The sequence below is a fragment of the Plantactinospora siamensis genome (assembly GCF_042434095.1).
Classification (GTDB): Bacteria; Actinomycetota; Actinomycetes; order Mycobacteriales; family Micromonosporaceae; genus KBS50.
In genome coordinates this window covers 42,267-64,017 of the sequence record NZ_JBHLUE010000019.1, presented here as the reverse complement: position 1 = coordinate 64,017, position 21,751 = coordinate 42,267, and the positions used below count along the sequence as shown (strand labels likewise).

The following is a 21,751-nucleotide window of genomic DNA, read 5'->3' as shown; positions in this document are numbered from 1 at the left end:
CAGATGAACAAGAGTCTCCACCCCGTCCTGACCGCCGGGGTGGCGCTGATCGTGCTGCTCGCCGGCAGCCCCGCCAGCGCCGCTCCGGCCAAGCCGGTGGCCCCGGCCCCGCCAGCTTCCGCGGCGCCGCCGCCGCTCACCGACGTGACGACCCCGGTGGTCACCCGCGCCTCGTCCGGGCCGATCTCCCGGATCTCGTCCCAGCAGTACGCGCAGACCCGCGCCGCGGCCGGCCGGCCGCTCTCGGCAAACGAACAGGTGGCGCTGGCCTCGTCCTCGTGCTGGACCTGGTCGCGGTCCCAGTGGAAGGACAACATCTACGGCGGCACGCTGATGCGCCTCAACGGCACCATCAACTGGTGCCAGGACGGCTCCTCGGTCTGGGGAGGCGGCTACAACTGGAGCACCTACACCAACTTCGGGTGGTCCTTCGACAAGTGGACCAACAGCCCGACCGGCTACTACAACCCGTCCCGTACCCGGTACGACACCGTCGCCCAGGCCAAGTTCTGCATCAGCTGGTGTGCCGGTACGTCCTACATCGGCCTTGACCTGTGGGGCGACGCCTGGGGTTCATACGGCTCGTCGAATCTGTAGGCGACGGTGACACCGTCGGCGCCGTGAACTGAAACGGCACCAACCTCGGGGATGGCCGCGGATGGCGGTCATCCCCGAGGGCGTCATCGGAGCGGAAGTGTCGTACGTAGTCGGTAGCGTCCGCGCCATGCTCGATCACGTTGGAGTCCAGGTCGCCGACGTCGAGGCGTCCGTCGCCTTCTACCTGCGGGCCTTCGCGCCGCTCGGCATCCGCGAGGCCATGCGGTTCCCCGTCGGCGGCTCCTTCGTGGTCGGGTTCGCCGGCCCGGACGGCAACCCCAGCTTTTGGCTCAGTCCCGCCGCCGGCGCCGAGACCCGGGAGGCCCACCTGGCGTTCCGCGCCGCCGACCGGGAGGCCGTCGACGCGGTGCACGCCGCTGCGGTGGCCGCGGGTGTCGAGGTGCTGCACGCCCCGCGGGAGTGGCCGGAATACCACCCCGGCTACTACGCGGTCTACCTACGGGACCTGGACGGCCACAACGTGGAAGCCGTCTGCCACGGGCAATGAGGCCTCGACAGCCGTCAGGCACGCCGGAAGGCCTGGTCCTGGTGCCACTCCAGGAACTCACGGTTCGGCCGATCTCGTGGTGCCTGCGGCGCGGCGATCTGCTCGCCGGCGCGTGAATAGAACTCCTCGCCGTTGCCGAACTCGGCGCGCAGCCGGGGACTGACCTGCAGCCGATACTTCGGGTCGACACCGAGATAGCCCCGGTCGAACAGGGTGTGCACGTCGGAGCGCAGCAGCAGCCCGTTGTCCAGCCGGTGCTCGCCGCCCACCGGCAGCGGCCGGATGTGCGCGGCCTGCAGCACCGGCTGGATCCGGCCGCCGGTGATGGCGCAGCGCCGCCCGTACGCGCCGAGCACCACGGCCTTGAACGCCTGCTGACCGAGCCGGTACGGCGCCAGCCGCTTGTCCCCGTACACCGGGCCGGGCCGGTGCCACGGCTCGCTCAGGTCGAACTCGACGGTGTGCCCGAGCAGGCGCTGCATCAGCAACCCGAAGTAGCCGGCGTACGACGGGTCGGCGAGGTCGTAGCCCTTGCCCTGCACCACGTTCGGGGCGAAGTCCGGTGGCGGTTCGGCCGGCTGGTCGGGCGGGAAGAAGACCGTGTCGCGGATCAGCACGCACCCGATCTCGGGATCCTCGTCGGGCCCAAGCGGCGCCTTGCGGTACCGGCCGACACTGCGGCGCAACGCGGCCAGGCTTTCCACGCCGTTGCCCTCATAGAAGGTGGACCACGCCTCGGACAGCCGCAGCGGCACGAACCCGCTGAAGAAGCCGCCGCCGACGATCCGGTTGTGCGGGTGGTGGCTCTTGAAGAAGAACGGCTCGCCCGGTTGGAGGGCGCGGAAGGCCGCCTTCGTCGACGGCCGCCAGAAGTTCACCTCGGTCACGTCGGGTCGGGCCGCCAGGAACCGGTACCACTCGCCGTCCGTCACCCCGACATACGCGCGCACGAAACAGATCTTGCCGCGAGCGAGCGTGGACCGGGCTGTCCGATACCCGACTGGTACGGGCGCGAGCGACGGGAACTCCCGGTGTCCGCCGCCCGATCGCCCGTCTGTGCAGCACCGGGATTGCAGCCGTACCGATGGTAGGTCGCTACGCCGCCCACAGCCGCCCCAACCCTGCAGTTGGCGGGTCGTGCGAACCGTCGTGCGCGGCGGCTCGCCGCTCGGCGGCGGCCAACAGCTGACCGGCAGCCACCATCTCGTCATACGTGGCAGCGGTGAGGGCGAGGCTGAGCTGGTCGCCGATCCGCTCGCACTCGGCGCACCCCTGCGCCCGCAGGTACGGGCGCAGCGCGTTGGCGCGGACCCGCAGCTCGTGCGGGAGGAGGTGGGCGGCGCGGAGGAACTCGTCGGGACGCATGACAGCTCCTAACTCAAGGAGGGCTCAGGACGAAGGGATGCCGACGACCTGCACGTCGACGTTCTCGGCACGCAGCGCCTTGACCGCGCGGTAGAGGGCCACCTGGGCGAAGGTGAAAAACGAGCCGGCCGTGAGGGCACGACCCCGGTCCAGCGCGATGGCGTACACCACCGTGTGCGGCCGGAAGTCGAGCCCGAGCCAGTGACGGGGCCGTTCGGCGCGGACCCGCTCGACCAACCGCGCCCGCGCGTCACGCTCGTACTTGAGCGCGTCCACCGCGACCACACCCTGCGCGAACAGGTGGCTCAGCGGGGCGCTGCCGGAGGCCCGCTTGACGTGGATCAGCTCCCCGCCGGGGCCGAGCAGGTCCGCGCCCTCGATGCCGCGAGGATGCTGAGCGGTCCGCAGCAGCCGCCGGTCGAGCGGCACGTAGCCGCTGGCGCCGGCCGCCAGGTCGTTGTAGTCCTTCTCCTCCATCCCGACGGGCCACGGCGGCAGGGCCACGGCGGTCGGCCGGGCGAGGATCTCCGCGATCTCCGCCTGCAGGAACTCCAGGTGCCGTTCGCCGATCTCGTACCAGCGGCCCTCGTGCAGAAACAGCTGGCTGGCGCCGTGCGCGAGCTGCGCGGTCAGCCAGCGGTCCGCCGGCGCGCTACCCAGCTCGTCGCGGCCCGCCGCGTCCGCGTACAGGCCGATCCGGCCCTTGCGCAGGCCGTCCCAACGCTGCCCGGCCGGCGCCTCCCGGGTCTGGGCGAGGATGTCGTCGAGGGCCAGGTCCGCGACCACTGCCGGCTTCCGACCGGCGTACGCCACCCGCAGCCGGTACGCCCGCGCGTCCTCGATCCGGTCCACCAGGTCGCCCGGGACGGCCAGCCCGACGCCGTCCGGCTCGGCCTGCCCGAGCAGTTTGTCCAGCCGCCCGGTGACGTCGGCCAGCCGCGCGTCGCCGCGCTGGATCGGCCGGATCTGGGTGACGAACTCGAGGTCGGCCAGCGGCGACTCGCGCCGGCACACCCGAGCGATCTCCCGCAGGTCGGCGAGCAGGTCGGGGGGCTCGACGCCCAGGTCGATCCCGAGCGAGGTGCCGCCGCTGATGCTGGTGGACCGCCCCGCCGGGCCGCAGGCGGTGAGCCGGGGGTTGACGATAGGCCCGGCGAGCTGCCCGACGATCTCGCCCCACTTGTCGATGCCGTACCAGCGGATGTGCTGGCCGGACGGCACCAGGTTGCGGTCGACCCGACCACCCGTGCCGAACACCTTGCGGCGGACCTGCCGGATCTTCTGCGGGGACACCGACCGGACGGCGAAGGCGAGGCCGAAGTCGGGGCTGGCCAGGGAGGTGTCGACCAGGAACCGGCCGAGGGCGCCGTAGGTCAGCGCGTACACCTGGTCGTCGACGGCGATGACCACGGCGCAGCCGGCACTGGCGTGACCGATGTCCGGGGCGCGGCCGGTCATCCGGTCGAGGGGATCGCACCAGTCGGCGCGGTCGCAGCGGACGATGCCGCGCACCACCAGCGCCGGCGCGTCCGCGATCCGCCGCTCCTCGATGGAGATGTCCCGGTCGGCCAGGTATTCGCTGTTCAGCGCCTCGGCCAGTCCCTCCTTGCTCGGCGGGACCCGGTCCAAGCGGTACAGCGTGGTGCGGTACGTGTCGCGGGGGCGAACCGAGGACGGACCCACCGCGGGCGGCGGCTCGGGCGGGTCGGCCTCGCTGGGCGGCGGGTCGGTCGTGGGCCGGCTCTGGTCGGTACGGGTGGGCGGCCGGTGCGTCGGGCCGCCGCCGGTGCGGTGGCGCTGGGTGCGGTGCACGGTGTGCTCCTCGTGGTGGGGGTGGTGGGCCAGGCGGGTTTCGCGGTTCCGCGCCCGGCTCGGGATGGTGAGGGTTCAGGCCAGGCGGACGGTGACGCCGCCGGAGAAGGCCGAGTCGTGCAGCTCGAGCTTGGCGAGCTTGACGTTCTTCGGTACGTCGAACACCAGCACTCCGGTGACCTGGTTGCCGGGGTTGATGTCGTTGAAGAACGTGCTGTTGCCGTCCTGGTTGGCGTAGATCCCGGCCTCGGCGTCGGTGGAGTACTCGGTGCCGTTGGCCGCGTACGCCTGCTGGCTGGCGCCGTCGAGCGTCTGCGCCCGCTTGCCGATGTTCTTCACGGTGACGGTGACCAGGCAGAACTGCCCCTGCGGCTTCTGGTTGAGCATCGAGCTGCCGACCTTGCCCACGCCGCAGGTGACCTTCTTGACCACGAACTCGAACTTTCCGTCCCGGACCGGGCGGCCGATGGTGGCCGCGCCGGCGTCCGTGCCGGCCGGCTTCGAGCCGCTGCTGCTAGCGGCGCTGCCGCCGCTGGCCTGCTTGTCGTCGGGCTTGTCGCCGCCGGTGGTCGAGCCGGCGCCGCAGCCGAGGGCGAGGGCGGACGCCGCGACGATTCCGAGGATGGGGAGCTTGCGCATGAGGGTGCCTCCACAAAGGTGATTGGTTGTGATGACATCCATGAGAGCATCTGGACGTGAACACTGTCAACAGACACGATGCTTGACGGCTGTGCCACACTGTTCGGGTGGAGAGTCCAACGGTCACAGCCGCCGACATCGCCCGCCTCGCCGGCGTCGGCCGAGCCGCCGTCAGCAACTGGCGCAAGCGGCACCCCGACTTCCCGGCGCCCGTCGGTGGCACCGCCAACAGCCCGGAGTTCGAACTGACCCAGGTCGAGGGCTGGCTGCGCGAGCAGGGCAAGCTGCCCGAGGCGTCCGCAGCCGACCGGCTGGCCCGGCGGCTCGCCTCGGCCGGTGACGCCCAGATCGACCTCCTGGTCGCCGTCGGCGAGCACCTGCTGCACCCCGGATCCACCCCGACCGACGACCTGCTCCGGGACGCCGCGGAGGTGGCCGCGCAGTGTGGCGCCGCCGAGACGTACGACGAGCTGCTGCGGCAGTTCGCCGACACCCCCAGCGGCCGGCCCCGGGCCACCGTCGACGACCTGTCCAAACTGATGGTCGACCTGGCCGGCGCGGACCGACGTACCGTCCTCGACCCGGCCTGCGGCGCCGGCCGGATCCTCCGCGCGGCGGCCCGCGCCGGCGCCACCGCCATCTGCGGCCAGGAAATCGAGGCGCCCACCGCGCGTGTCGCGCAGATCTGGCTCGCGCTGCACCAGACCACCGGCGAGGTCCGGATCGGCGACTCGCTCCGACACGACGCGTACGCCGACACCACCGTCGACGCGGTCGTCTGCGGCACCCCGATCGGCCTCACCAACTGGGGCCAGGAGGAACTCGGCTACGATCCCCGCTGGGTGTACGGCGTGCCGCCACGCACCGAGCCCGAGCTGGCCTGGGTGCAGCACGCCCTCGCGCACCTGCGGGAGGGCGGCTCTGCCGTCATGCTCATGCCGCCCGCCGCCGCCAGCCGCCGCGCCGGGCGAAGGATCCGGGCCGAGCTGCTGCGCCGCGGCGCGCTGCGGGCAGTCGTGGCGCTGCCCGCCCGGGCCGCGGCCACGCACGCCGTACCGCTGCACCTGTGGGTGCTGCGGCGACCCGCACCGGAGACCGCGGCGCCCGCCCAGCTGCTGCTCATCGACGTGGCGGCGGCCGGCCCGGACCTGGCCGCGGCATACGCCCGGACGGTCGAGACTTACCGCCGGTTCGTCGCGTGGCCCGGCGAGTCCATCGAGGAGCCCGACTTCGCCCGTACCTTGCCCATCATCGAGCTGCTGGACGACGAGGTCGACCTCACGCCCGCCCGCCGGCAACCGGTGGCGCACGCCGACGTGGCGGGGGAGCAGGTAGGCCGTACCCGGGAAAGGCTGGCCGCGCTGCTGGCCGAGCTGCCCGCGCTGCTGCCGGAGGTCACGGCCGGCGCCGACACCACGACCGCACCACCCACCACCTCGGTCGCGGATCTGGCGCGCGCCGGGGCGCTCCAGCTGCTCGGACCGGTACGCGCCGCGTCCTCATCCTCGGCCGCCGAGCCGGAGGCCGGTGGCCCCGTGATGACCGCCGAGGACATCGTGCGCAACCGGCCGCCCTCCGGACGCGACGACGGGCTGACCCCGCGGATCCTCCTGGAAGCCGGCGACGTGCTGGTGCCGATGATCGCGCCCCGGCTCACGGCCCGGGTCGTTGACGAGCCCGGCGGCGCGCTGCTCGGCCGGCACATCTACCTGCTGCGGCCAAACCCGGCCGCGCTGGACCCGTGGTTCCTGGCCGGGCAGGTGCGCACCACCGACAACGAGCGACAGGCCAGCAGCCTGTCCGGGACGCTGCGGTTCGACATCCGGCGGGCGCAGGTGGCGCGGGTGCCGGTGGGGGAGCAGCGGGAGCTGGGCGAGGCGTTCTGCCGGCTCGACGCCTTCGAGTCGGCTATCCGACAAGCGAGCAGTCTGGGCGAAGAGTTGGCGCAGGCCACGGCCGATGGACTGGCCCGAGGCGTGCTCAAGCCCGGCTCTGGCCGGCCGGGGCGGTAGAGGAACCTGCCCGGCCTAGGTGATCATGACAGTCGGAGGATGTTACGCGCCGAGCGGCTGACCACCTCGGTCCGCAATCGCCGTAATACTTCCGGAACGGCAACGAAGGGACACCGGTGAGCACCAAGCACCACGAACTCGCGAACTTCATCTGGTCGGTGGCCGACCTGCTGCGCGGGGACTACAAGCAGTCCGAGTACGGCAAAGTGATCCTGCCGCTGACCGTGCTGAGACGGCTGGACAGCGTGCTGGAGCCGACCAAGGACGCGGTGCTTGCCAAGCGCGACGAGCTGGAGAAGCTGGGTGTCAAGAACCAGGATCCGGTGCTGCGCCGCGTCGCCGGCCTGCCGTTCTACAACACCAGCAGGCTGACCTTCCGTACCCTGCTCGCCGACCCGGACAACGTCGCGCTGAGCCTGCGGATCTACCTCGGCGGCTTCTCCGGTGGCGCGGCCGACGTGCTGGAGAAGTACGCCTTCGAAACCCAGATCGCTCGGCTCGATGAGTCCGGCCTGCTCTATCAGGTGGTCGCGAAGTTCGCTGACATCGACCTGCATCCGGACGTCGTCTCCAACCATCAGATGGGTTACGTCTTCGAGGAGCTGATCCGCCGCTTCTCGGAAATCAGCAACGAGACGGCCGGTGAGCACTTCACCCCGCGCGAGGTCATCAAGCTGATGGTCAACCTGCTGCTCGCCCCCGACGAGGAAGACCTGATCACGCCGGGCATCGTGAAGAAGGTGTACGACCCGGCGTGCGGCACCGGTGGGATGCTCAGCGAGTCGCAGGAACACATCCAGGCGCACAACCCGCACGCCACCGTCGAGGTCTACGGCCAGGAGCTTAACGGCGAAACGTACGCGATCTGCCGGTCGGACATGATGCTCAAGGGCGGTGACCCGAACCGGATCGCGTTCGGCAACTCGTTCAGCCAGGACGGCCACGAGAACGAGCGGTTCGACTACATGCTCGCCAACCCGCCGTTCGGGGTGGAGTGGAAGAAGGTCGAGAAGGTCGTCAAGGCTGAGGCAGCCCGCGGCCACGCTGGCCGCTTCGGCGCCGGGCTGCCCCGGATCAACGACGGCTCGTTGCTGTTCCTCCAGCACATGATTTCCAAGATGAAGCGGCCGGAGGACGGCGGCAGCCGGCTCGCGATCGTCTTCAACGGCTCGCCGCTGTTCACCGGGGCGGCCGGGTCGGGGGAGTCGGAGATCCGGCGCTGGATCCTGGAGAACGACCTGCTCGAAGGCATCGTGGCCCTGCCTGACCAGCTCTTCTACAACACCGGCATCTCCACCTACTTCTGGATCCTCACCAATCGCAAGGCGCCGGCTCGCCACCGCAAGGTAGTGCTGCTCGACGGCCGGGAGCACTGGACCAAGATGCGCAAGAGCCTCGGTGACAAGCGCAAGATGCTCACCGCCGAGCACATCACCGAGCTGACCCGGGCATACGTCGAGGCGCTGGCCATCGCGGACGACCCCGAGCACCCGCTGCACGCCAAGGTGAAGGTCTTCGCCAACACCGATTTCGGCTATCAGCGGATCACCGTCGAGCGCCCACTGCGGCTGCGCTTCGAGGTCACCGAGGAGACCGTCGCGCTGCTCGCCGAGTCGCGCGCGGTCATCAAGTACGCCGAGCGCGAGTCACTGCTGACGGCCGCGAAGGCGCTGATCGGCTCGGCGTCGACCAGCCGGTCCGTGTTCGCCATGCGGCTGGTCTCGCTGGGCAAGCTGCCGGCGCCGGCGGAGAAGGCGGTGTGGGAGGCGTTCTCGGTCAGCGACCCGGAGGGGGAGGTGCAGACCGATCGCAAGGGCAACCCGCTGCCCGACTCCGACCTGCGCGACAACGAGAACGTGCCGCTCGGGGAGGACATCCATGACTACCTGAAGCGCGAGGTGCTCCCACACGTCCCCCACGCCTGGATCGACGAAACCAAAACCAAGATCGGGTATGAAATTCCCTTCACACGGCACTTCTACGTCTACACGCCGCCGCGACCACTCGCCGAGATCGACGCCGAGATCAAGGCGTTAGAGGCGGAGATCCAGGCACTGCTTGGCGAGGTGACGAAGTGACGTGGGCCCAGACTCGGCTCAAGGACCTTTGCGTCGATGCGGGCCAGTACGGCCTGAATATCTCGGCCGACTCGTATGTCGAGACCGGAACCCGCCTCATTCGAACTTCTGACATCGAACAAGACGGATCACTTCGCTCGGCAGGGGTGTACGTCAATCTTCCTCTGGAGCCCCGGCACACTCTCCAGTATGGAGACCTACTGCTGTCGCGCAGCGGGACACTTGGTCGCTCGTTCCTGACCCCGGCTGCCGCTGAACGGGCTACCTTTGCAGGTTACCTTGTCCGGTTCCGCCCGCGCCAAGATGTTGAGCCGCGATTCTTGGCTTATGCCGCTGCTTCGTTGCCTTTTCAGGATGCTGTTCGCGCCGATGCGGTTACGTCGACAATTCAGAATTTCAACGCGGAACGATATGCAAACATACCCCTCCCTTCTCCATCGCTTGGGGCGCAGCGGCGCATCGCCGACTTCCTGGACGCTGAACTCGGGCGGCTCAGGAAAATCAGCGAGAGACGGACCCGCCAGATTAAGGCGCTACTCGAACGCGAATTGGCGGCGATCGCGGCGGCTTTGTCGGGGAGCGATAATGCCACAGCGGAGCGGCGAGACACGGGATGGAGTTGGCTTCCCAGTATTCCGGCGGATTGGGCAACAGGGCCTGTTTATGCGTACTTTGACGTGCTGCTCGGCAAGATGTTAAATCCGGAAAGAGCCGCAGGTCGGCATCCTCGGCCCTATCTCCGCAACGCTAACGTTCACTGGTACCAGGTCAACGTGGATGATCTGGCAGAGATGAGTTTCGAGCCCGAGGAGCGGCCCCGGTACCTCGTCCGGAAAGGAGACCTGCTGGTCTGCGAGGGTGGAGCGGGTGTCGCGGAAGCCGCCGTGTGGGACGGGTCGGTGGAAGAGTGCTACTACCAAAAGTCGCTCCACAGGGTCCGGCCTAGACAGCACGTTCCGGTCGAATGGCTGATGTACTGGCTCCGGCTGGCGAAGGAGGTTGGCGTCTTCGCGTCTGGCGGAAACCTTGCCACTATTCCTCACCTGACAGGCGAGCAGCTGCGTGAGCACAGGATTCCCATCCCGCCGGATGGATCGTGGCGCGTCGCTCGGCTGACCGAGGAAGTGCAGAGTGTACATCGGCTCGTGGCGTCGCTTCGGTCAGGCAACTCGCTGCTGTTGGAGCGTCAACAGGCGCTGATCACCGCCGCAGTGACTGGGCAGATCGACGTGACGACAGCGAGAGGGGTAGCGGTGTGATCCTGCACCAGGAAAAGTCTTTCGAGGGAGCGATCGAGGCAGCGCTGCTCGGCTCGGGCTGGCGAGCCGGCGTACCCGAGCACTACAGCCGTAAACTCGGGCTCGACACCAGCGAGCTATTCGTCTTCATCGGGGCGACCCAGCAGGCCGCCTGGGACAAGCTCTGCGCCTACTACGGCAACCCGTCCGAGGCGCAGCGCTCCTTCACCCAACACCTCGCCAAGCAGATCGACGAGCGCGGCGCGCTCGACGTACTCCGCTGGGGGGTCAAGGACAAGGGCGTGCTGATCAAGCTCGCCTACTTCAAGCCCGCCCACTCGATCACCGACGACGCGCTCCGGCTCTACCGGGCCAACCGGCTCACCGTCACCCGGCAGCTCGCGTACTCGGAGAGCAACCACAACACCCTGGACCTGATGCTCTTCGTCAACGGCATCCCGGTCGCCACCGCCGAGTTGAAGAACCCGCTGACCGGTCAGACCGTCGAGGACGCCAAGCGGCAGTACCGCGAAGACCGCGACCCGAAGGAGCTGATCTTCGCCCGGCGGGCGCTGGTCCATTTCGCGGTCGACCCGGACCTGGTCTTCGTCACCACCAGGCTCGCCCGGGACAGGACGCGGTTCCTGCCGTTCAACACCGGCTCGGCTGGGCCGGGCGTCTCCGGGGGAGCGGGAAACCCGCCGGCCGGCGCGTCCGGCTATCGCACCTCGTACCTCTGGGAGCAGGTCTGGCACCCGGACACCTGGCTGGATCTGATCCGGCGGTTCCTGCACCACGACAAGGAATCCAAGGCGCTGATCTTCCCGCGCTACCACCAGTGGCACGCGGTGACCCGGCTCGCCGCGCACGCCGCGAGCCACGGCTCCGGGCACAACTACCTGGTCATGCACTCGGCCGGCTCGGGCAAGTCGAACACCATCGCATGGCTGGCGCACCGGCTGTCGAGCCTGCACACCGGGTCCGACGTCGACACCGAGCGGCTACGCCCGAACGAGCCGGTCTTCGACAAGATCATCATCATCACCGACCGGGTGGTTCTGGACCGGCAGCTCCAGGACACCGTGTTCCAGTTCGAACACGTCCCCGGCGTGGTGCAGCGGATCGACAAGGACTCGTCGCAGCTCGCGGCAGCCATCCAGGGCGAAACCGCCAAGGTCATCATCACCACGATGCAGAAGTTCCCGTACGTCCTCAACCAGGTTGAGGGTCTCAAGGGCAAGCAGTTCGCGGTGATCGTCGACGAGGCGCACTCGTCACAGTCTGGAGAGTCAGCCGCTGCCCTCAAGAAGGTGCTGCTCAAGCTCGGTAGCGATGCTGTGGACGAATCCGGCGATCTGCTTACCGCGGCGGCGCTGGCCCGGGGCCGGCACGAGACGCTGTCCTACTTCGCCTTCACCGCCACCCCCAAGCCGAAGACCCTCGAGCTGTTCGGCACGAAGGACCCGACCACCGGTGACGTCAAGGCGTTCCATACGTACTCGATGCGGCAGGCCATCGACGAAGGGTTCATCCTCGACGTGCTGCGGCAATACATCACCTACAAGTCGTACTGGAAGCTCGCGAACGCCAACCCGGACGACCCGGAGGTCGACCCCAAGAAGGCCGGCTCGCAGCTCGCCCGCTTTGCCCTGCTGCACCCCACTATGCAGGCGCAAAAGGCGGAGGTGATCGTCGAGCACTTCCGCAAGCACACCCTCGGGCAGTTGGGCGGCCGGGCCAAGGCCATGGTCGTCACCAGCTCCCGCGAGGCCGCCGTCCGCCTGCACACCGCCATCCAGAAGTACGTCGACACCAACGGCTACCCCGACTGCCACGCCCTCGTCGCGTTCTCCGGCGACCTGAACCTCGACGGTGTCGAGGTCACCGAGCCGCGGATCAACGGCTTCAGCGAGACCGAGCTGCCCGAACGCTTCGCCTACACGGCGGCCGACGACCGGCACGCCGGCACGCCGCGGGCCAAGCAGCAGACCGAATACAAGATCCTGGTCGTGGCCGAGAAGTACCAGACCGGCTTCGACCAGCCGCTGCTGACCACCATGTACGTCGACAAGTTGCTCAAGGGCGTCGCCGCCGTGCAGACCCTGTCCCGGCTCAACCGCACCCACCCGCTCAAGGCGCAGGGTGACGTGTTCGTGCTCGACTTCGTCAACGAGGCCGGCGACATCGCTCAGGACTTCAAGCCGTACTTCGAGACTGCCGCCACCACGCCGACCGATCCCAACCTGCTCTACACCGCCCAGCACGCCGTGATGAGCCATCCCGTGCTGGTGCAGTCGGAGATGCAGGCGTACGCCGAGGCCCTGCTCGCCGCCGAGCAGAAGGCGACCACGGATACCGGTCTCGCCCGGGCGCACGCCTCGCTCTACCGGTTCACCGAGCCGGCCGTGCAGCGCTTCAACGCCCTGGCCGAGGACGACCCGGAGGCCGCAAAGGAGTTCCGGTCCGCGCTGCGCGACTTCACCCGCATGTACGCCTTCCTCAGCCAGGTCGTTCCGTACCACGATGAGGACCTGGAACGGCTCTATCTGTACGGGCGGGCGTTGCTCAACCGGCTGCCGCGCCGGCAGGACCCGTCCGTCGACATCGGCGAGGTGCAGCTGACGCACCTGCGGGTCAGCAAGACCGGCGAGAACGACGCGTCGCTCAGCCCGGAGGGCGAGCAGATGCTGCCGGGCTTCCTCGGCGGTGGCGCCGGTCGGCAGCACGACCCGGAGAAGGTGCTGCTGTCCGACCTGATCGACGAGTTCAACGACCGGTTCGGCATCGGGCTCGGGGAGGCGGACAAGGTCTGGTTCGAACAGCAGATCGTCGCGGCCGCCGAGGACGGCGCGATGCAGGCGGCCGCCATCGTCAACGACGAGGACAACTTCGGAGTCGTCTTCGAGAAGCGAATCGAGGATGTCATCCTGTCTCGCCACGACGACAACGGAAAGCTGATGCAGCGCTACCTCGACGACGAGAACCTGCGGTCGCGGATGCACCAGTTCGCCCGTAGGCAGGCGTACCAGATGATCCGTAGCCGCAAGGGCATCGCCTGATCCGAGACTCGTGGCGCCCGTGGGCGCCGACTGCACCACACGTTGGGGAGGCGTCCGTGCAGGCAGGAACCCGAGTGGCCCACCGGTACGAGCTGACGTATCCGGTGGGCCGGGGCGGCATGGGTGTGGTGTGGGCCGGCTTCGACGAGAAGCTGGACCGACCGGTCGCCATCAAGTTCCTGAGCGGGCAGACCATCGCCGAGGGCGAGCGTGGAAACGTGATCGAGCGTTTCATGCGCGAGGCCCGGGTGACCGCGCGGCTCGACCACCCGGGCGTGCCAAGCGTTCATGACGTCGGACACCACGGCGACGACCTCTACATCGTGATGCAGCTCGTTCCCGGCGTGGTCCTGGCCGACCTGATCGCCGAGCACCGGCCATTTCCGATCCCGTGGGCCGCGGCCATCGGCGCCCAGATCTGTTCGGTGCTGGCCGCCGCCCACGCGGCGTCTCTCGTGCACCGTGACCTCAAGCCGCAGAACGTCATGGTTATGCCCTCCGGAGCGGTCAAGGTCCTCGACTTCGGGGTGGCGGCCCTGCTCGGAGCCGATGTGCCTCGCCTCACCGCGACCAGCGACACGCTTGGCACTCCTACCTACATGGCTCCGGAGCAGGCGCTGAACAACAACGCCGTCGGGCCGCGGGCCGACCTCTACGCGCTCGGCTGCGTCCTGTTCGAGATGCTGACCGGCGCTCCGCCGTACCGGGCCGAGAGCCCTCTCGGGATGCTTCATCGGCACATGAACGACCCCGTCCCCCTGGTGGGTGACGACCGGGACGGGGTGCCCGACGACCTAGCCGAGCTTGTCACCCGGCTGCTCGCGAAGGATCCGCAGGACCGGCTCGGCTCGGCCGCCGAGGTGTACGAGATCCTGGCCCCGCTGGGAGCCGTGCCAACAGATGCCTCTCGTCAACGAACCTTCGCAGGTGGCGACCAATCCGTCGACCCGACGATGCCGTACCGGTATCCCTTTGGGCCGCTACCTCGGCGGGCCAACCCGCCGACGAAGGCGGAGGCGGCCCAAGCATCACCCGCGTCGTTGGCCGCAGCCGTCGAACGGTCCCGGGAACTGGCAGAGGCGGAGCGCTTCACCCAGGCAGCGGAACTGCTCGAATCGGTGCTCAAACCGATCCGCGGCGCTGCGGCCAAGCAGCCGAAGATCCTTGAGCTGCGGCTTGACCTCGCCAACCTGCACTTCCTGGCCGGCGCCTTCCGGCAGGCGCTGCCGGAGTTCACCAGTCTTGTCGCTGACCTGAGCCAACGTCCCGCGCCCGATCGCGAGTTGATCTGGCACTGCCGGCAGCAGGCGGCGATGTGCCGCGCCGAGCTGGGCGAGACCGGCCCGGCGCTTGCCGGCCTCCGCCTGCTACTGGAGGAGCAGCGGCGATCGAAGGGGTCAGACTCGCCGGAGCTCATGGACCTGCGCCAACAAACCGCCGTGCTGGCCGCTTCCGCCGGTCAGGTGCCGGAAGCGATCGAGGAGCTGTCGTCGCTCCTGGCCGACATGGAGGTGCTTGCCGGAGACGACTCACCGGAGGTGCACGAGTTGAGGACGCTGCTAGACCACCTGCATCGGCTTGCTGAGAGGACAGGATCGTGACAGCTGCGTGGATGATCCGAGCAGGCGGGGATCCGCAGCGCGAGAAGCAGGCGCTAGCGGACAACTTGGCGATCCTTGGCTGGCCGGAGATTGGCGACCTCAGCGGAATCGAGACGCGAGAGGGTCTGAGAACCGAGCTTCGACGCGCGTATCCAGATGAGGGTGAGCGCGTGCTCGCAAACTGGACGGGCCAGCTATGGCGGGCGGTGCGTGAGATCAAAAATGGCGATATTGTAGTCATGCCCCTTCGCGCTACCAGCGCAGGCATCGCCATCGGTCGCGTGACCGGCCCGTATCTGTATCGTTCCGACGGTGCGGAAGGCTTCCACCACGCCCGGCCAGTGAAGTGGCTAGTCTCCAATATCCCTCGCTCCGCACTGAAGTCGGACCTCCTGCACAGTCTGGGCTCGCTGCTTACTGTCTGCGCGCTAGCCCGCTATGACGCTCCAAGACGGTTGGAGAAGGTAATCAAGACCGGTGTAGACCCGGGCCGCCCTGGCGAAGGAGACGATCAAGCGTCTCTACTGACACTGGACGCCTTCCTGAACCACGCGGCGGAGATGGCAACACGTTCACCGGTAAGACTCACCACACGCGAACTGATCGAGCGGTGGGACTACACCCGCCGCACGGTCCAGAGTGCCGAGAACATATCAGCGGATCTTGCAGAGAAAGGGCTCACCACTCGGCCGCCATTTACCGAGGACTCACTCGATGCGGAAATCGAGATAGTGCCAGCCCGCATCGAACCCTCAGCGAACGAATCCGGCAGTTCCAGTGAGGAGCAGAAGAAGAACGCACTCCGGATAGATTCGCTGCAGGTTGGCCAGCTAGAGGCGGCGAACAGGGGCGTCTGTTCCGTTGCCGTTGGCGCGACGGTTGAGCGAGCTATCACGTTGATGTTGAAGGACAACTACTCGCAGCTGGCCGTTCTCGATGAAGACGAGAACTTGCATGGGGCCGTAAGCTGGGAATCGGTTTGCAAGGCACTTCTTCGCGACAATCATGCCTCCCTTTCGGACGCCACTATTTCGGCACGCGTCGTGGAGCACGACGAGTACCTGCTGAGTCAGATCGATGAGATCGACGAAAGGGGCTATGTATTTGTCCGCAGCCCAGACCGCAGAAGGATATCGGGCATCGTAACATCGTCGGACCTTACGCAAAAATTCGGGAACATGACTCGTCCCTTCGCTCTCCTGGAGGAGATCGAGCTACGCCTGAGGCGCCGAGTCGATAGATGCCTTGGCGCCGAAGAAATACGAGTCGTGGTTCGCCAGCCTTGGCGGGGCGAATCGGCCGACAATCTCACACTCGGAAGCTACAAGCATCTTCTGAAGGAAGAGCCCACGTTCAGAAAGTTAGGTTGGCGACTCGACCACGAGGTGTTCCTGGGACAGCTGGAACAGATCATCAAGATTCGTAACGAGGTAATGCACTTTTCGCCAGACCCCGTGAAGCCTCAGCAGCTGGAATCGGTACTTGCTTTCGCGAATATGATCAGAGCGGTAGACGAATAGGAATTGCCGGGGCTACGACGATCGCTGCGAGTCGTCGGCGACAAAGACGCCGATGCCCTGCCGGCCCACCAGTTCGCCAGACTCGATCATCGAGTCGACCGCGCGGCGGACGGTAGCGGAGGTAGTGGAGTACTCCTCCATGAGTGCCTTCGTGGTGGGGATCTTCTCGCCCGGCTTCAGAAGGCCCGCCTTGATCCGCGCGCGAAGGTCATCGCGGATCGATCGCCACAGTGGCGCGGCGTAGGGCATGTCGTGATCGCATCACCCGGGTGGAGCGGGAAAGAGAGCAACCCTAGGTTTACTAGCAAACCTAGGAAGGTCGGGTTAGACTCATCCCACCCGAGGGGAGGGGCAGGGATGCCGTGACCAGGCGATGGAAGTGGTTCTTGCGGCCCGGGAAGGCCGTAATAGAGATGGTTGAGTGGCCTAGGGAGCTGCGACCGGGTCCCGAGACGAACCAGAGCTTCGGCCGGAACGACTCCGAGCTGCCTGGCAACGACGGCCCTGATGCCGTACCGCCGAATGAGGCTGCGGTGGCAGGGCGGGGTGGGTCCGTCCGGGCAAGGGGAACGGACGGACCCGCCCCTTCCAGCGACGGGAGGTGGCCGTGACGGACCAGCGGGCGCCGGATAAGGCGTACCCTCGGTTGTCGCCGGAACAGGTGCGCGAGCGTGAGTTTCCGCGTGCTCGGTTCGGGCGGCGCGGCCTGGACCCGGCGGCGGTGGTCGCGTTCCTGGACCGGGTGGCCGACGAACTGGCCGCCGCGCAGGCCGCTTTGGCGCTCAACCAGTGGCAGACGGCGCGGTCGAACGGAGGAGCGTGGCCGAGGCCGGATCGACAGGGCGCGTTCCGGGTGGTGGGCCGGGCCCGGCCGCATCCAAACGAGCGGCCCGCGGGCAGGCACCGCCGATGACCGACCGGTACGTCATCCATCTGCCCGTGGTCGTCCGAGACGTGGAGGCCGCGCGGCGGCTGGCCCGGGTGGTGGCCCGGTGGACCGCGATCCTGCCGCAGACGGACCCGGGGGAGACCACCGTCTCGGCAGAGGACGATCAGGGCGTACGCCATCGGGTGTTCTGCGACGCCCGGCTGCCCGGCGGCCGGCGCTGTGTGCTGCCGGCCGACCACGACGGCAACTGCGCCCGCCGGCTGAGGCCGACGACCGGTCGGCCAGCCAGCTGAGCGAACAGGTCGGCGAGTGACCAGGCAGCCTGCTGGAGCCGGCCGAAGAGGATTATGGCCATTGGGCGAGTTCGACGGCCTCGCCCAGAAGCGCGTCCAGTTCCTCGTCTCACAGGTCTTCCTCGGTAAGGATCTTCTGCACGGTGGCGGCTTGGAGGCGTCCGATCATCTCTTGGCTGGCGCTGTAGCCGCCGGGTCGACGATCGACATGATGAGCTGCTCGGCTCGACGGACAGCCGACCCAGCGCGACTTGAATGAAGTCGAGCGGTTCGCCGACCAGGCGATCGCCCTCTCACAGGGACGCATCGCGCACTACCACGAGGCGAAGGGGCGGGTCCTGGCGCTTCGCGGGGAGTTCGACGCCGCACGGGCCTCGCTGGCACAGGCCGTCGAGCTGGAACCTCGGACGTCCCGGGACTACCTGCGCCGGCTCACCCAGTATCAAACGACTCGGATCCGAGTCGACCTCATGCAGGAGCGCTCCCGGTGGGACCGCGCTCACCACCGGTTCCGCACCGAGCTGAACGAGTTCCGGGCGCAGCAACTCCAACTCCTCGGGCTGCTGGCGGCGGTCGTGGCCTTCATCGTGACGGCCGGCAATATCGCCAGCCAGAGCAGAGGGACCGACGGGATCCGATTGCTGCTGGTCGCCTCCGGTGCGATCGGCACCGTGTTCGGTACCTTCTCACTTGTCAACAACAGCGGCCTTCGTCGGGTGGCCGCCGCCATCGTCGTAGGTCTTGCCCTGATCGGAGCCGGAATCTTCATGCCGACCTCGTGGATCAAGTGAATCGGATGGTCATGCGGGTCTGGGACATGCTCACGACCGCTGGCGGCACGGGCGCCAACGAAGACCGAGTGGGCGCCTGCGGCACGCTCGCCTGGGTGCTCGACGGGGCTACCGATCTCTACGGGAACGCGGCTCTCCCCGCCGAGAGCGATGTGCAGTGGCTGGTCGACACCGTCGTCCGATACCTCTGCGAAGCTGGCTCGGCATCCTATCGAGGCAGCGCCGCCGACCTGCTGATGGAGGTTGCCGCCGCCGTTGCCGGTGAGCAGGCTCGGCAGGGCTTTCCGGCAGACCGAGTTCCGCCGGCCTGCTCGGTAGCGCTATGTGTCGACCAGGGCAGCCGCTATGACGTGGCCCGGATCGGCGACACGACCATCGCCATCACAGGTCGGGTGGCGGCGACGCTCGCCACCGACTACTTCGACCGGCGGGAGGCGGCCGCCGTCGGGTCGGGCGACGAGGACCGGCAGCGGGTCGAGGCGGCGATGCACCGCCGGCGTCTGCACACCATGACGTCGGACGACGCCGAGTCGGTATTTTCGGGCCACCCTGACCGGCGCCTCAGCCCGCATTCCACCGCCGGAGCATGGTCCAGCGTCGAAGACATCCTGCTGTGTACGGACGGGTTCGCTCGACTGATCACGGACTACGGCAGGTACGAGACCTGGCCCGAGGTGATCAACGACGCTCACGAGCATGGGTTGGCCTACCTGGAGAAGCTCATCCGGGATGCGGAGGCGCTACCCGAGCCGGCCGGCGGTCGATTCAAGCGATCGGACGACATTGCCGTGATCCTGCTGTCTCCAGAGCAGGCCGACCCGTCGAAAGACCGACTCTCGTGACCGGCCAACCGCCGTACCTTGTCGAACGTGGCCCCGGCTACCTGGAATACCAGCTGCCGGTCTCGGTGAAACTGGTCGTGGACTACCACGGCCGCGTTCCGTTGCTCAAGAACGAGCGCGACGAGTGGGAGCTGCCGGGCGGCAAGCTGGAGCCAGGAGAGACACCCGAGCAGACCGTGTGCCGCGAGGTCGCGGAGGAACTGGGCCTGACCATCAACACCGTGGACATCATCGACACCTGGGTCTACGAGATCACGGCCGCCCGACACGTCTTCATCGTCAGCTACGGTGCGCGGTACGCCGGCGACGAGGAGGTCCGGTATTCCGCCGAGCACAAGGAACTGGGCATGTTCGGGTACGACGAGGTCGCGTCGCTGGTCATGCCCGAGCCTTACAAGCGGACCATCGCCCGCTGGCGACACCGCGTCCGCCAGCTCACCTGATCCACTGACGACGAGCAACGTCGACGGTAGAGGCCCGTGCCATCGCTGTCGGCTCCGAAACGACGGGCCGAGAACGGCCCGGACCGTTGAGAGCGGCCGGGGCCGTGACTTAGACACCATCATGCTTCGGCGGCTATATCAGCGATCCCTTTCCAAGGCGGCCGCTCTCGGCACGTAGTTCGCGAAGTGTCTTGCGACTGCGGTCGTGCCTCCAGTTCAGCCACCCATCGATGGACGTATCTACTAGGGCGGCGAGCGCTGGTGACGGCTTCCGATATCGCCCCTTGTCGGTCTTGATCCAGCCGTCAGCCTCAACCGTCGCAGTGAAGCTCCGTCCCTTGCGGACCTGGACATGGCTGAGGGTGTCGCCAGGCATGATGGGACCATCGCTGATCAGGTCGGCCAGTGCCCCCGGAACGGAGAGGGAGGTATGTGGAGCGCCTCCGCCCTGCCCATCGCTCCCCCCTAGGAGCAGCCGCCTCAGCACGTCGTTGGGCTGTTCGAAGCCCTTGACGTTATGTTCGAGTACGGCGTAGACCTCGTCATCGATCTCGATTCGATGCACCTGTACCTCCTCCCCTATCACATCTCTAATCTCGACAATTCTGTCAGATTAGAGAGAAACGCTCAAGCTATGGTGCTCGGCGGGCCGCGAACGCCGCGAGCTGCTGGACCTCCGCGAGCGGCCGGGAGAGCAGCAACCTGGTCCCGAACGGGATCAGTGCGCCGACCGGCACGACCCCGAGCGTTCCCGCAACGACCGGGCCCTGGCGCCGTATCGCCGAACGAGGCTGCGGCGGCAGGGCGGGGCGGGCCCGTCCCGGGCAAGGGGAACGGTCGCACCCGCCCCTTCCAACGCCCGGAGGCGGCGGTGACGGATCAGCGGGCGCCGGGTACCCCCGGTTGTCGCCGCAACAGGTGCGGAAGCGTAAGGCGAGATGTCGGGGTCGTACGGCTGACGCACGCATTCGGCCTGGTGTTCTGGGCCGTGGCGGCGATGGTCTACCTGGCCTATGCCGTCCTGCTGATCTGGCTGCTCGTCTGCTGATGACGCTCGTCCGAACCCTGTTGGACGGCTCGCCCGACCACTCAGTGGGCCGGCTTGTGGCCCGGGATGTGCGTCTTGGCGCAGTCCGACCGATGCGTCCGGCAGTCCAGCCGGAACAGAACGAAGTTCTTGTCCGGTACGTACTGGACCTGATAGTCGGCGGCCGGGGCGGCGGCGGTCATCTGGAACGGCGGGCGGTCGGCGGCCGGCAGCACCAGGCTGTGGTCGCCGCCCCGGTAGTGGTAGGTCAGCCGGAGCCGCCAGGTGCAGAAGCACCGGTTGGTCCAGGAGGTCACCCGGATCACCCGCAGCTCGCCCTTGGCCAGTTCGAGGTGGTGGGCGACGAAGTACGGCGCGCCGTCCGTGCCCAACGGACGGCTGCCCGGGTTGTCGAGGGCCATCTCCAGCAGGGTGTTCTCCTTCTCGCCCTGCGCGGGCATGCCGATCAGGGTGCCGGTCAGCGGGGCACGCTGGTCGACCATCTCGACGGCCAGTGCGGTGATGGCGACCGTGCCGGATCGGCGGCCCTCCAGGGTCAGCACCTGTTCCGTCTCGCCGACCGGCACCCAGCCCGGCTGCCCCTCCGCGTCGCGCAGCGACCCGGCGGGGTCGGTGCGCGCCGTCGCGGACGCCAGGTACAGGCCCGCGGTGGATCCGTGGGCCACCACGTCCACCCGCAGCGGCGGGTTGCCGGCCAGGTCCGCGGCGCGGTCGGTGACGTACGGGATCGCGCCCGGCACGGCGGCGGCGATCGCCGTGGTGACCAGCAACGCGACGAGGGCGCGGGTCCCGCGCGACAACTGCCGCCACGCCGCACGCACCACCGCCGTGACCGTCGCCGCCGCGGGCCCGGGCGAAGGATCCGCCGCCGTGCCGGGCCGGGAATCCGTCGGCGCGCCGGGCGGGGGAGCGGTCGCACCGGGTGGAGGATTCGCTGCGGTGCCGGGCGGGGGAGCGGCTGCCGAACGGGACGATGGGTCCGACGCCGGACCGGGCGGAGATTGTGCGGCCGGGGC

At 68.2% G+C, this 21,751-nt stretch carries 21 protein-coding genes; 14 read left to right on the top strand and 7 right to left on the bottom strand.

Annotated elements, in window-relative coordinates:
- Window positions 1-3 precede the first annotated feature (3 nt).
- Both ACFFHU_RS22645 and ACFFHU_RS22640 read left to right on the top strand, forming a co-directional pair.
- The gene (locus ACFFHU_RS22645; protein ID WP_377342021.1) at window positions 4-597 is read left to right on the top strand and encodes a hypothetical protein; all 594 of its coding nucleotides are present in this window, start codon (window positions 4-6) and stop codon (window positions 595-597) included.
- Window positions 598-724: 127 nt separating this feature from the next.
- Entirely contained in the window at window positions 725-1,105 is a 381-nt protein-coding gene (locus ACFFHU_RS22640) for a VOC family protein (protein ID WP_377342019.1), read from the top strand.
- A gap of 14 nt (window positions 1,106-1,119) precedes the next feature.
- Here the strand turns inward: ACFFHU_RS22640 and ACFFHU_RS22635 are convergent, their stop codons facing one another.
- The 4 genes from ACFFHU_RS22635 to ACFFHU_RS22620 form a co-directional block, all read right to left on the bottom strand.
- Window positions 1,120-2,055 (bottom strand): HNH endonuclease, encoded by a 936-nt coding sequence (locus ACFFHU_RS22635; protein ID WP_377342017.1) that lies wholly within the window; start codon window positions 2,053-2,055, stop codon window positions 1,120-1,122.
- A 145-nt stretch (window positions 2,056-2,200) separates the two neighbouring features.
- Window positions 2,201-2,470: a hypothetical protein gene (locus tag ACFFHU_RS22630; RefSeq protein ID WP_377342015.1), complete on the bottom strand. Its 270-nt coding sequence runs from the start codon at window positions 2,468-2,470 to the stop codon at window positions 2,201-2,203.
- 24 nt (window positions 2,471-2,494) lie between these two features.
- The gene (locus tag ACFFHU_RS22625) at window positions 2,495-4,282 is read right to left on the bottom strand and encodes a DUF6119 family protein (protein ID WP_377342013.1); all 1,788 of its coding nucleotides are present in this window, start codon (window positions 4,280-4,282) and stop codon (window positions 2,495-2,497) included.
- Between the two features lie 75 nt (window positions 4,283-4,357).
- Entirely contained in the window at window positions 4,358-4,921 is a 564-nt protein-coding gene (locus ACFFHU_RS22620; RefSeq protein WP_377342011.1) for a DUF4352 domain-containing protein, read from the bottom strand.
- Between the two features lie 107 nt (window positions 4,922-5,028).
- On the opposite strand from ACFFHU_RS22620, the gene ACFFHU_RS22615 reads away from it, so the two are divergent.
- The 6 genes from ACFFHU_RS22615 (at window position 5,029) to ACFFHU_RS22590 (ending at window position 16,429) form a co-directional block, all read left to right on the top strand.
- On the top strand, window positions 5,029-6,933 hold the full coding sequence (locus tag ACFFHU_RS22615) for an N-6 DNA methylase (RefSeq protein ID WP_377342010.1): 1,905 nt from the start codon (window positions 5,029-5,031) through the stop codon (window positions 6,931-6,933).
- A gap of 116 nt (window positions 6,934-7,049) precedes the next feature.
- Entirely contained in the window at window positions 7,050-9,011 is a 1,962-nt protein-coding gene (locus ACFFHU_RS22610; protein WP_377342009.1) for a type I restriction-modification system subunit M, read from the top strand.
- Window positions 9,008-10,270, top strand: coding sequence for a restriction endonuclease subunit S (locus tag ACFFHU_RS22605; RefSeq protein WP_377342007.1), 1,263 nt, complete (start codon window positions 9,008-9,010; stop codon window positions 10,268-10,270). The genes ACFFHU_RS22610 and ACFFHU_RS22605 overlap by 4 nt, the downstream gene beginning before the upstream one ends.
- Window positions 10,267-13,308, top strand: coding sequence for a type I restriction endonuclease subunit R (locus ACFFHU_RS22600; RefSeq protein WP_377342005.1), 3,042 nt, complete (start codon window positions 10,267-10,269; stop codon window positions 13,306-13,308). Before ACFFHU_RS22605 ends, ACFFHU_RS22600 begins: the two co-directional genes overlap by 4 nt.
- 74 nt (window positions 13,309-13,382) lie before the next feature.
- Window positions 13,383-14,909 carry a serine/threonine-protein kinase gene (locus ACFFHU_RS22595; protein WP_377342003.1) on the top strand — a complete coding sequence of 509 codons (1,527 nt, stop codon included), beginning with the start codon at window positions 13,383-13,385 and terminating at the stop codon, window positions 14,907-14,909.
- The gene (locus ACFFHU_RS22590) at window positions 14,906-16,429 is read left to right on the top strand and encodes a CBS domain-containing anti-phage protein (protein ID WP_377342001.1); all 1,524 of its coding nucleotides are present in this window, start codon (window positions 14,906-14,908) and stop codon (window positions 16,427-16,429) included. The genes ACFFHU_RS22595 and ACFFHU_RS22590 overlap by 4 nt, the downstream gene beginning before the upstream one ends.
- Before the next feature lie 12 nt (window positions 16,430-16,441).
- Here ACFFHU_RS22590 and ACFFHU_RS22585 read toward each other — a convergent pair whose 3' ends face one another.
- The gene (locus ACFFHU_RS22585; RefSeq protein WP_377342000.1) at window positions 16,442-16,678 is read right to left on the bottom strand and encodes a GntR family transcriptional regulator; all 237 of its coding nucleotides are present in this window, start codon (window positions 16,676-16,678) and stop codon (window positions 16,442-16,444) included.
- 352 nt (window positions 16,679-17,030) lie between these two features.
- On the opposite strand from ACFFHU_RS22585, the gene ACFFHU_RS22580 reads away from it, so the two are divergent.
- The 6 genes from ACFFHU_RS22580 (at window position 17,031) to ACFFHU_RS22555 (ending at window position 19,687) form a co-directional block, all read left to right on the top strand.
- Complete coding sequence (locus ACFFHU_RS22580) at window positions 17,031-17,342, top strand: DivIVA domain-containing protein (RefSeq protein WP_377341998.1); 312 nt, start codon at window positions 17,031-17,033, stop codon at window positions 17,340-17,342.
- Window positions 17,339-17,611, top strand: a complete 273-nt coding sequence (locus ACFFHU_RS22575; RefSeq protein ID WP_377341996.1) for a hypothetical protein — start codon at window positions 17,339-17,341, stop codon at window positions 17,609-17,611. The genes ACFFHU_RS22580 and ACFFHU_RS22575 overlap by 4 nt, the downstream gene beginning before the upstream one ends.
- A 61-nt stretch (window positions 17,612-17,672) precedes the next feature.
- The gene (locus tag ACFFHU_RS22570) at window positions 17,673-17,870 is read left to right on the top strand and encodes a hypothetical protein (protein ID WP_377341995.1); all 198 of its coding nucleotides are present in this window, start codon (window positions 17,673-17,675) and stop codon (window positions 17,868-17,870) included.
- The gene (locus ACFFHU_RS22565) at window positions 17,863-18,402 is read left to right on the top strand and encodes a tetratricopeptide repeat protein (RefSeq protein WP_377341992.1); all 540 of its coding nucleotides are present in this window, start codon (window positions 17,863-17,865) and stop codon (window positions 18,400-18,402) included. Before ACFFHU_RS22570 ends, ACFFHU_RS22565 begins: the two co-directional genes overlap by 8 nt.
- Window positions 18,403-18,407: 5 nt before the next feature.
- The gene (locus tag ACFFHU_RS22560) at window positions 18,408-19,244 is read left to right on the top strand and encodes a protein phosphatase 2C domain-containing protein (RefSeq protein WP_377341990.1); all 837 of its coding nucleotides are present in this window, start codon (window positions 18,408-18,410) and stop codon (window positions 19,242-19,244) included.
- Window positions 19,241-19,687, top strand: coding sequence for an NUDIX hydrolase (locus ACFFHU_RS22555; RefSeq protein WP_377341989.1), 447 nt, complete (start codon window positions 19,241-19,243; stop codon window positions 19,685-19,687). The genes ACFFHU_RS22560 and ACFFHU_RS22555 overlap by 4 nt, the downstream gene beginning before the upstream one ends.
- Window positions 19,688-19,820: 133 nt before the next feature.
- Here the strand turns inward: ACFFHU_RS22555 and ACFFHU_RS22550 are convergent, their stop codons facing one another.
- Window positions 19,821-20,252: a restriction system modified-DNA reader domain-containing protein gene (locus tag ACFFHU_RS22550; RefSeq protein ID WP_377341987.1), complete on the bottom strand. Its 432-nt coding sequence runs from the start codon at window positions 20,250-20,252 to the stop codon at window positions 19,821-19,823.
- Between the two features lie 524 nt (window positions 20,253-20,776).
- On the bottom strand, window positions 20,777-21,559 hold the full coding sequence (locus tag ACFFHU_RS22545; RefSeq protein WP_377341985.1) for a hypothetical protein: 783 nt from the start codon (window positions 21,557-21,559) through the stop codon (window positions 20,777-20,779).
- Window positions 21,560-21,751: the final 192 nt, after the last annotated feature.

What these genes read in the sequence shown, in the direction of transcription:
- ACFFHU_RS22645 (WP_377342021.1), top strand. Translation starts at nt 4, where the DNA reads ATGAACAAGAGTCTCCACCCCGTCCTGACCGCCGGGGTGGCGCTGATC.
- ACFFHU_RS22640 (WP_377342019.1), top strand. Translation starts at nt 725, where the DNA reads ATGCTCGATCACGTTGGAGTCCAGGTCGCCGACGTCGAGGCGTCCGTC.
- ACFFHU_RS22630 (WP_377342015.1), bottom strand. Translation starts at nt 2,470, where the DNA reads ATGCGTCCCGACGAGTTCCTCCGCGCCGCCCACCTCCTCCCGCACGAG.
- ACFFHU_RS22620 (WP_377342011.1), bottom strand. Translation starts at nt 4,921, where the DNA reads ATGCGCAAGCTCCCCATCCTCGGAATCGTCGCGGCGTCCGCCCTCGCC.
- ACFFHU_RS22585 (WP_377342000.1), bottom strand. Translation starts at nt 16,678, where the DNA reads ATGCCCTACGCCGCGCCACTGTGGCGATCGATCCGCGATGACCTTCGC.
- ACFFHU_RS22575 (WP_377341996.1), top strand. Translation starts at nt 17,339, where the DNA reads ATGACCGACCGGTACGTCATCCATCTGCCCGTGGTCGTCCGAGACGTG.
- ACFFHU_RS22560 (WP_377341990.1), top strand. Translation starts at nt 18,408, where the DNA reads ATGGTCATGCGGGTCTGGGACATGCTCACGACCGCTGGCGGCACGGGC.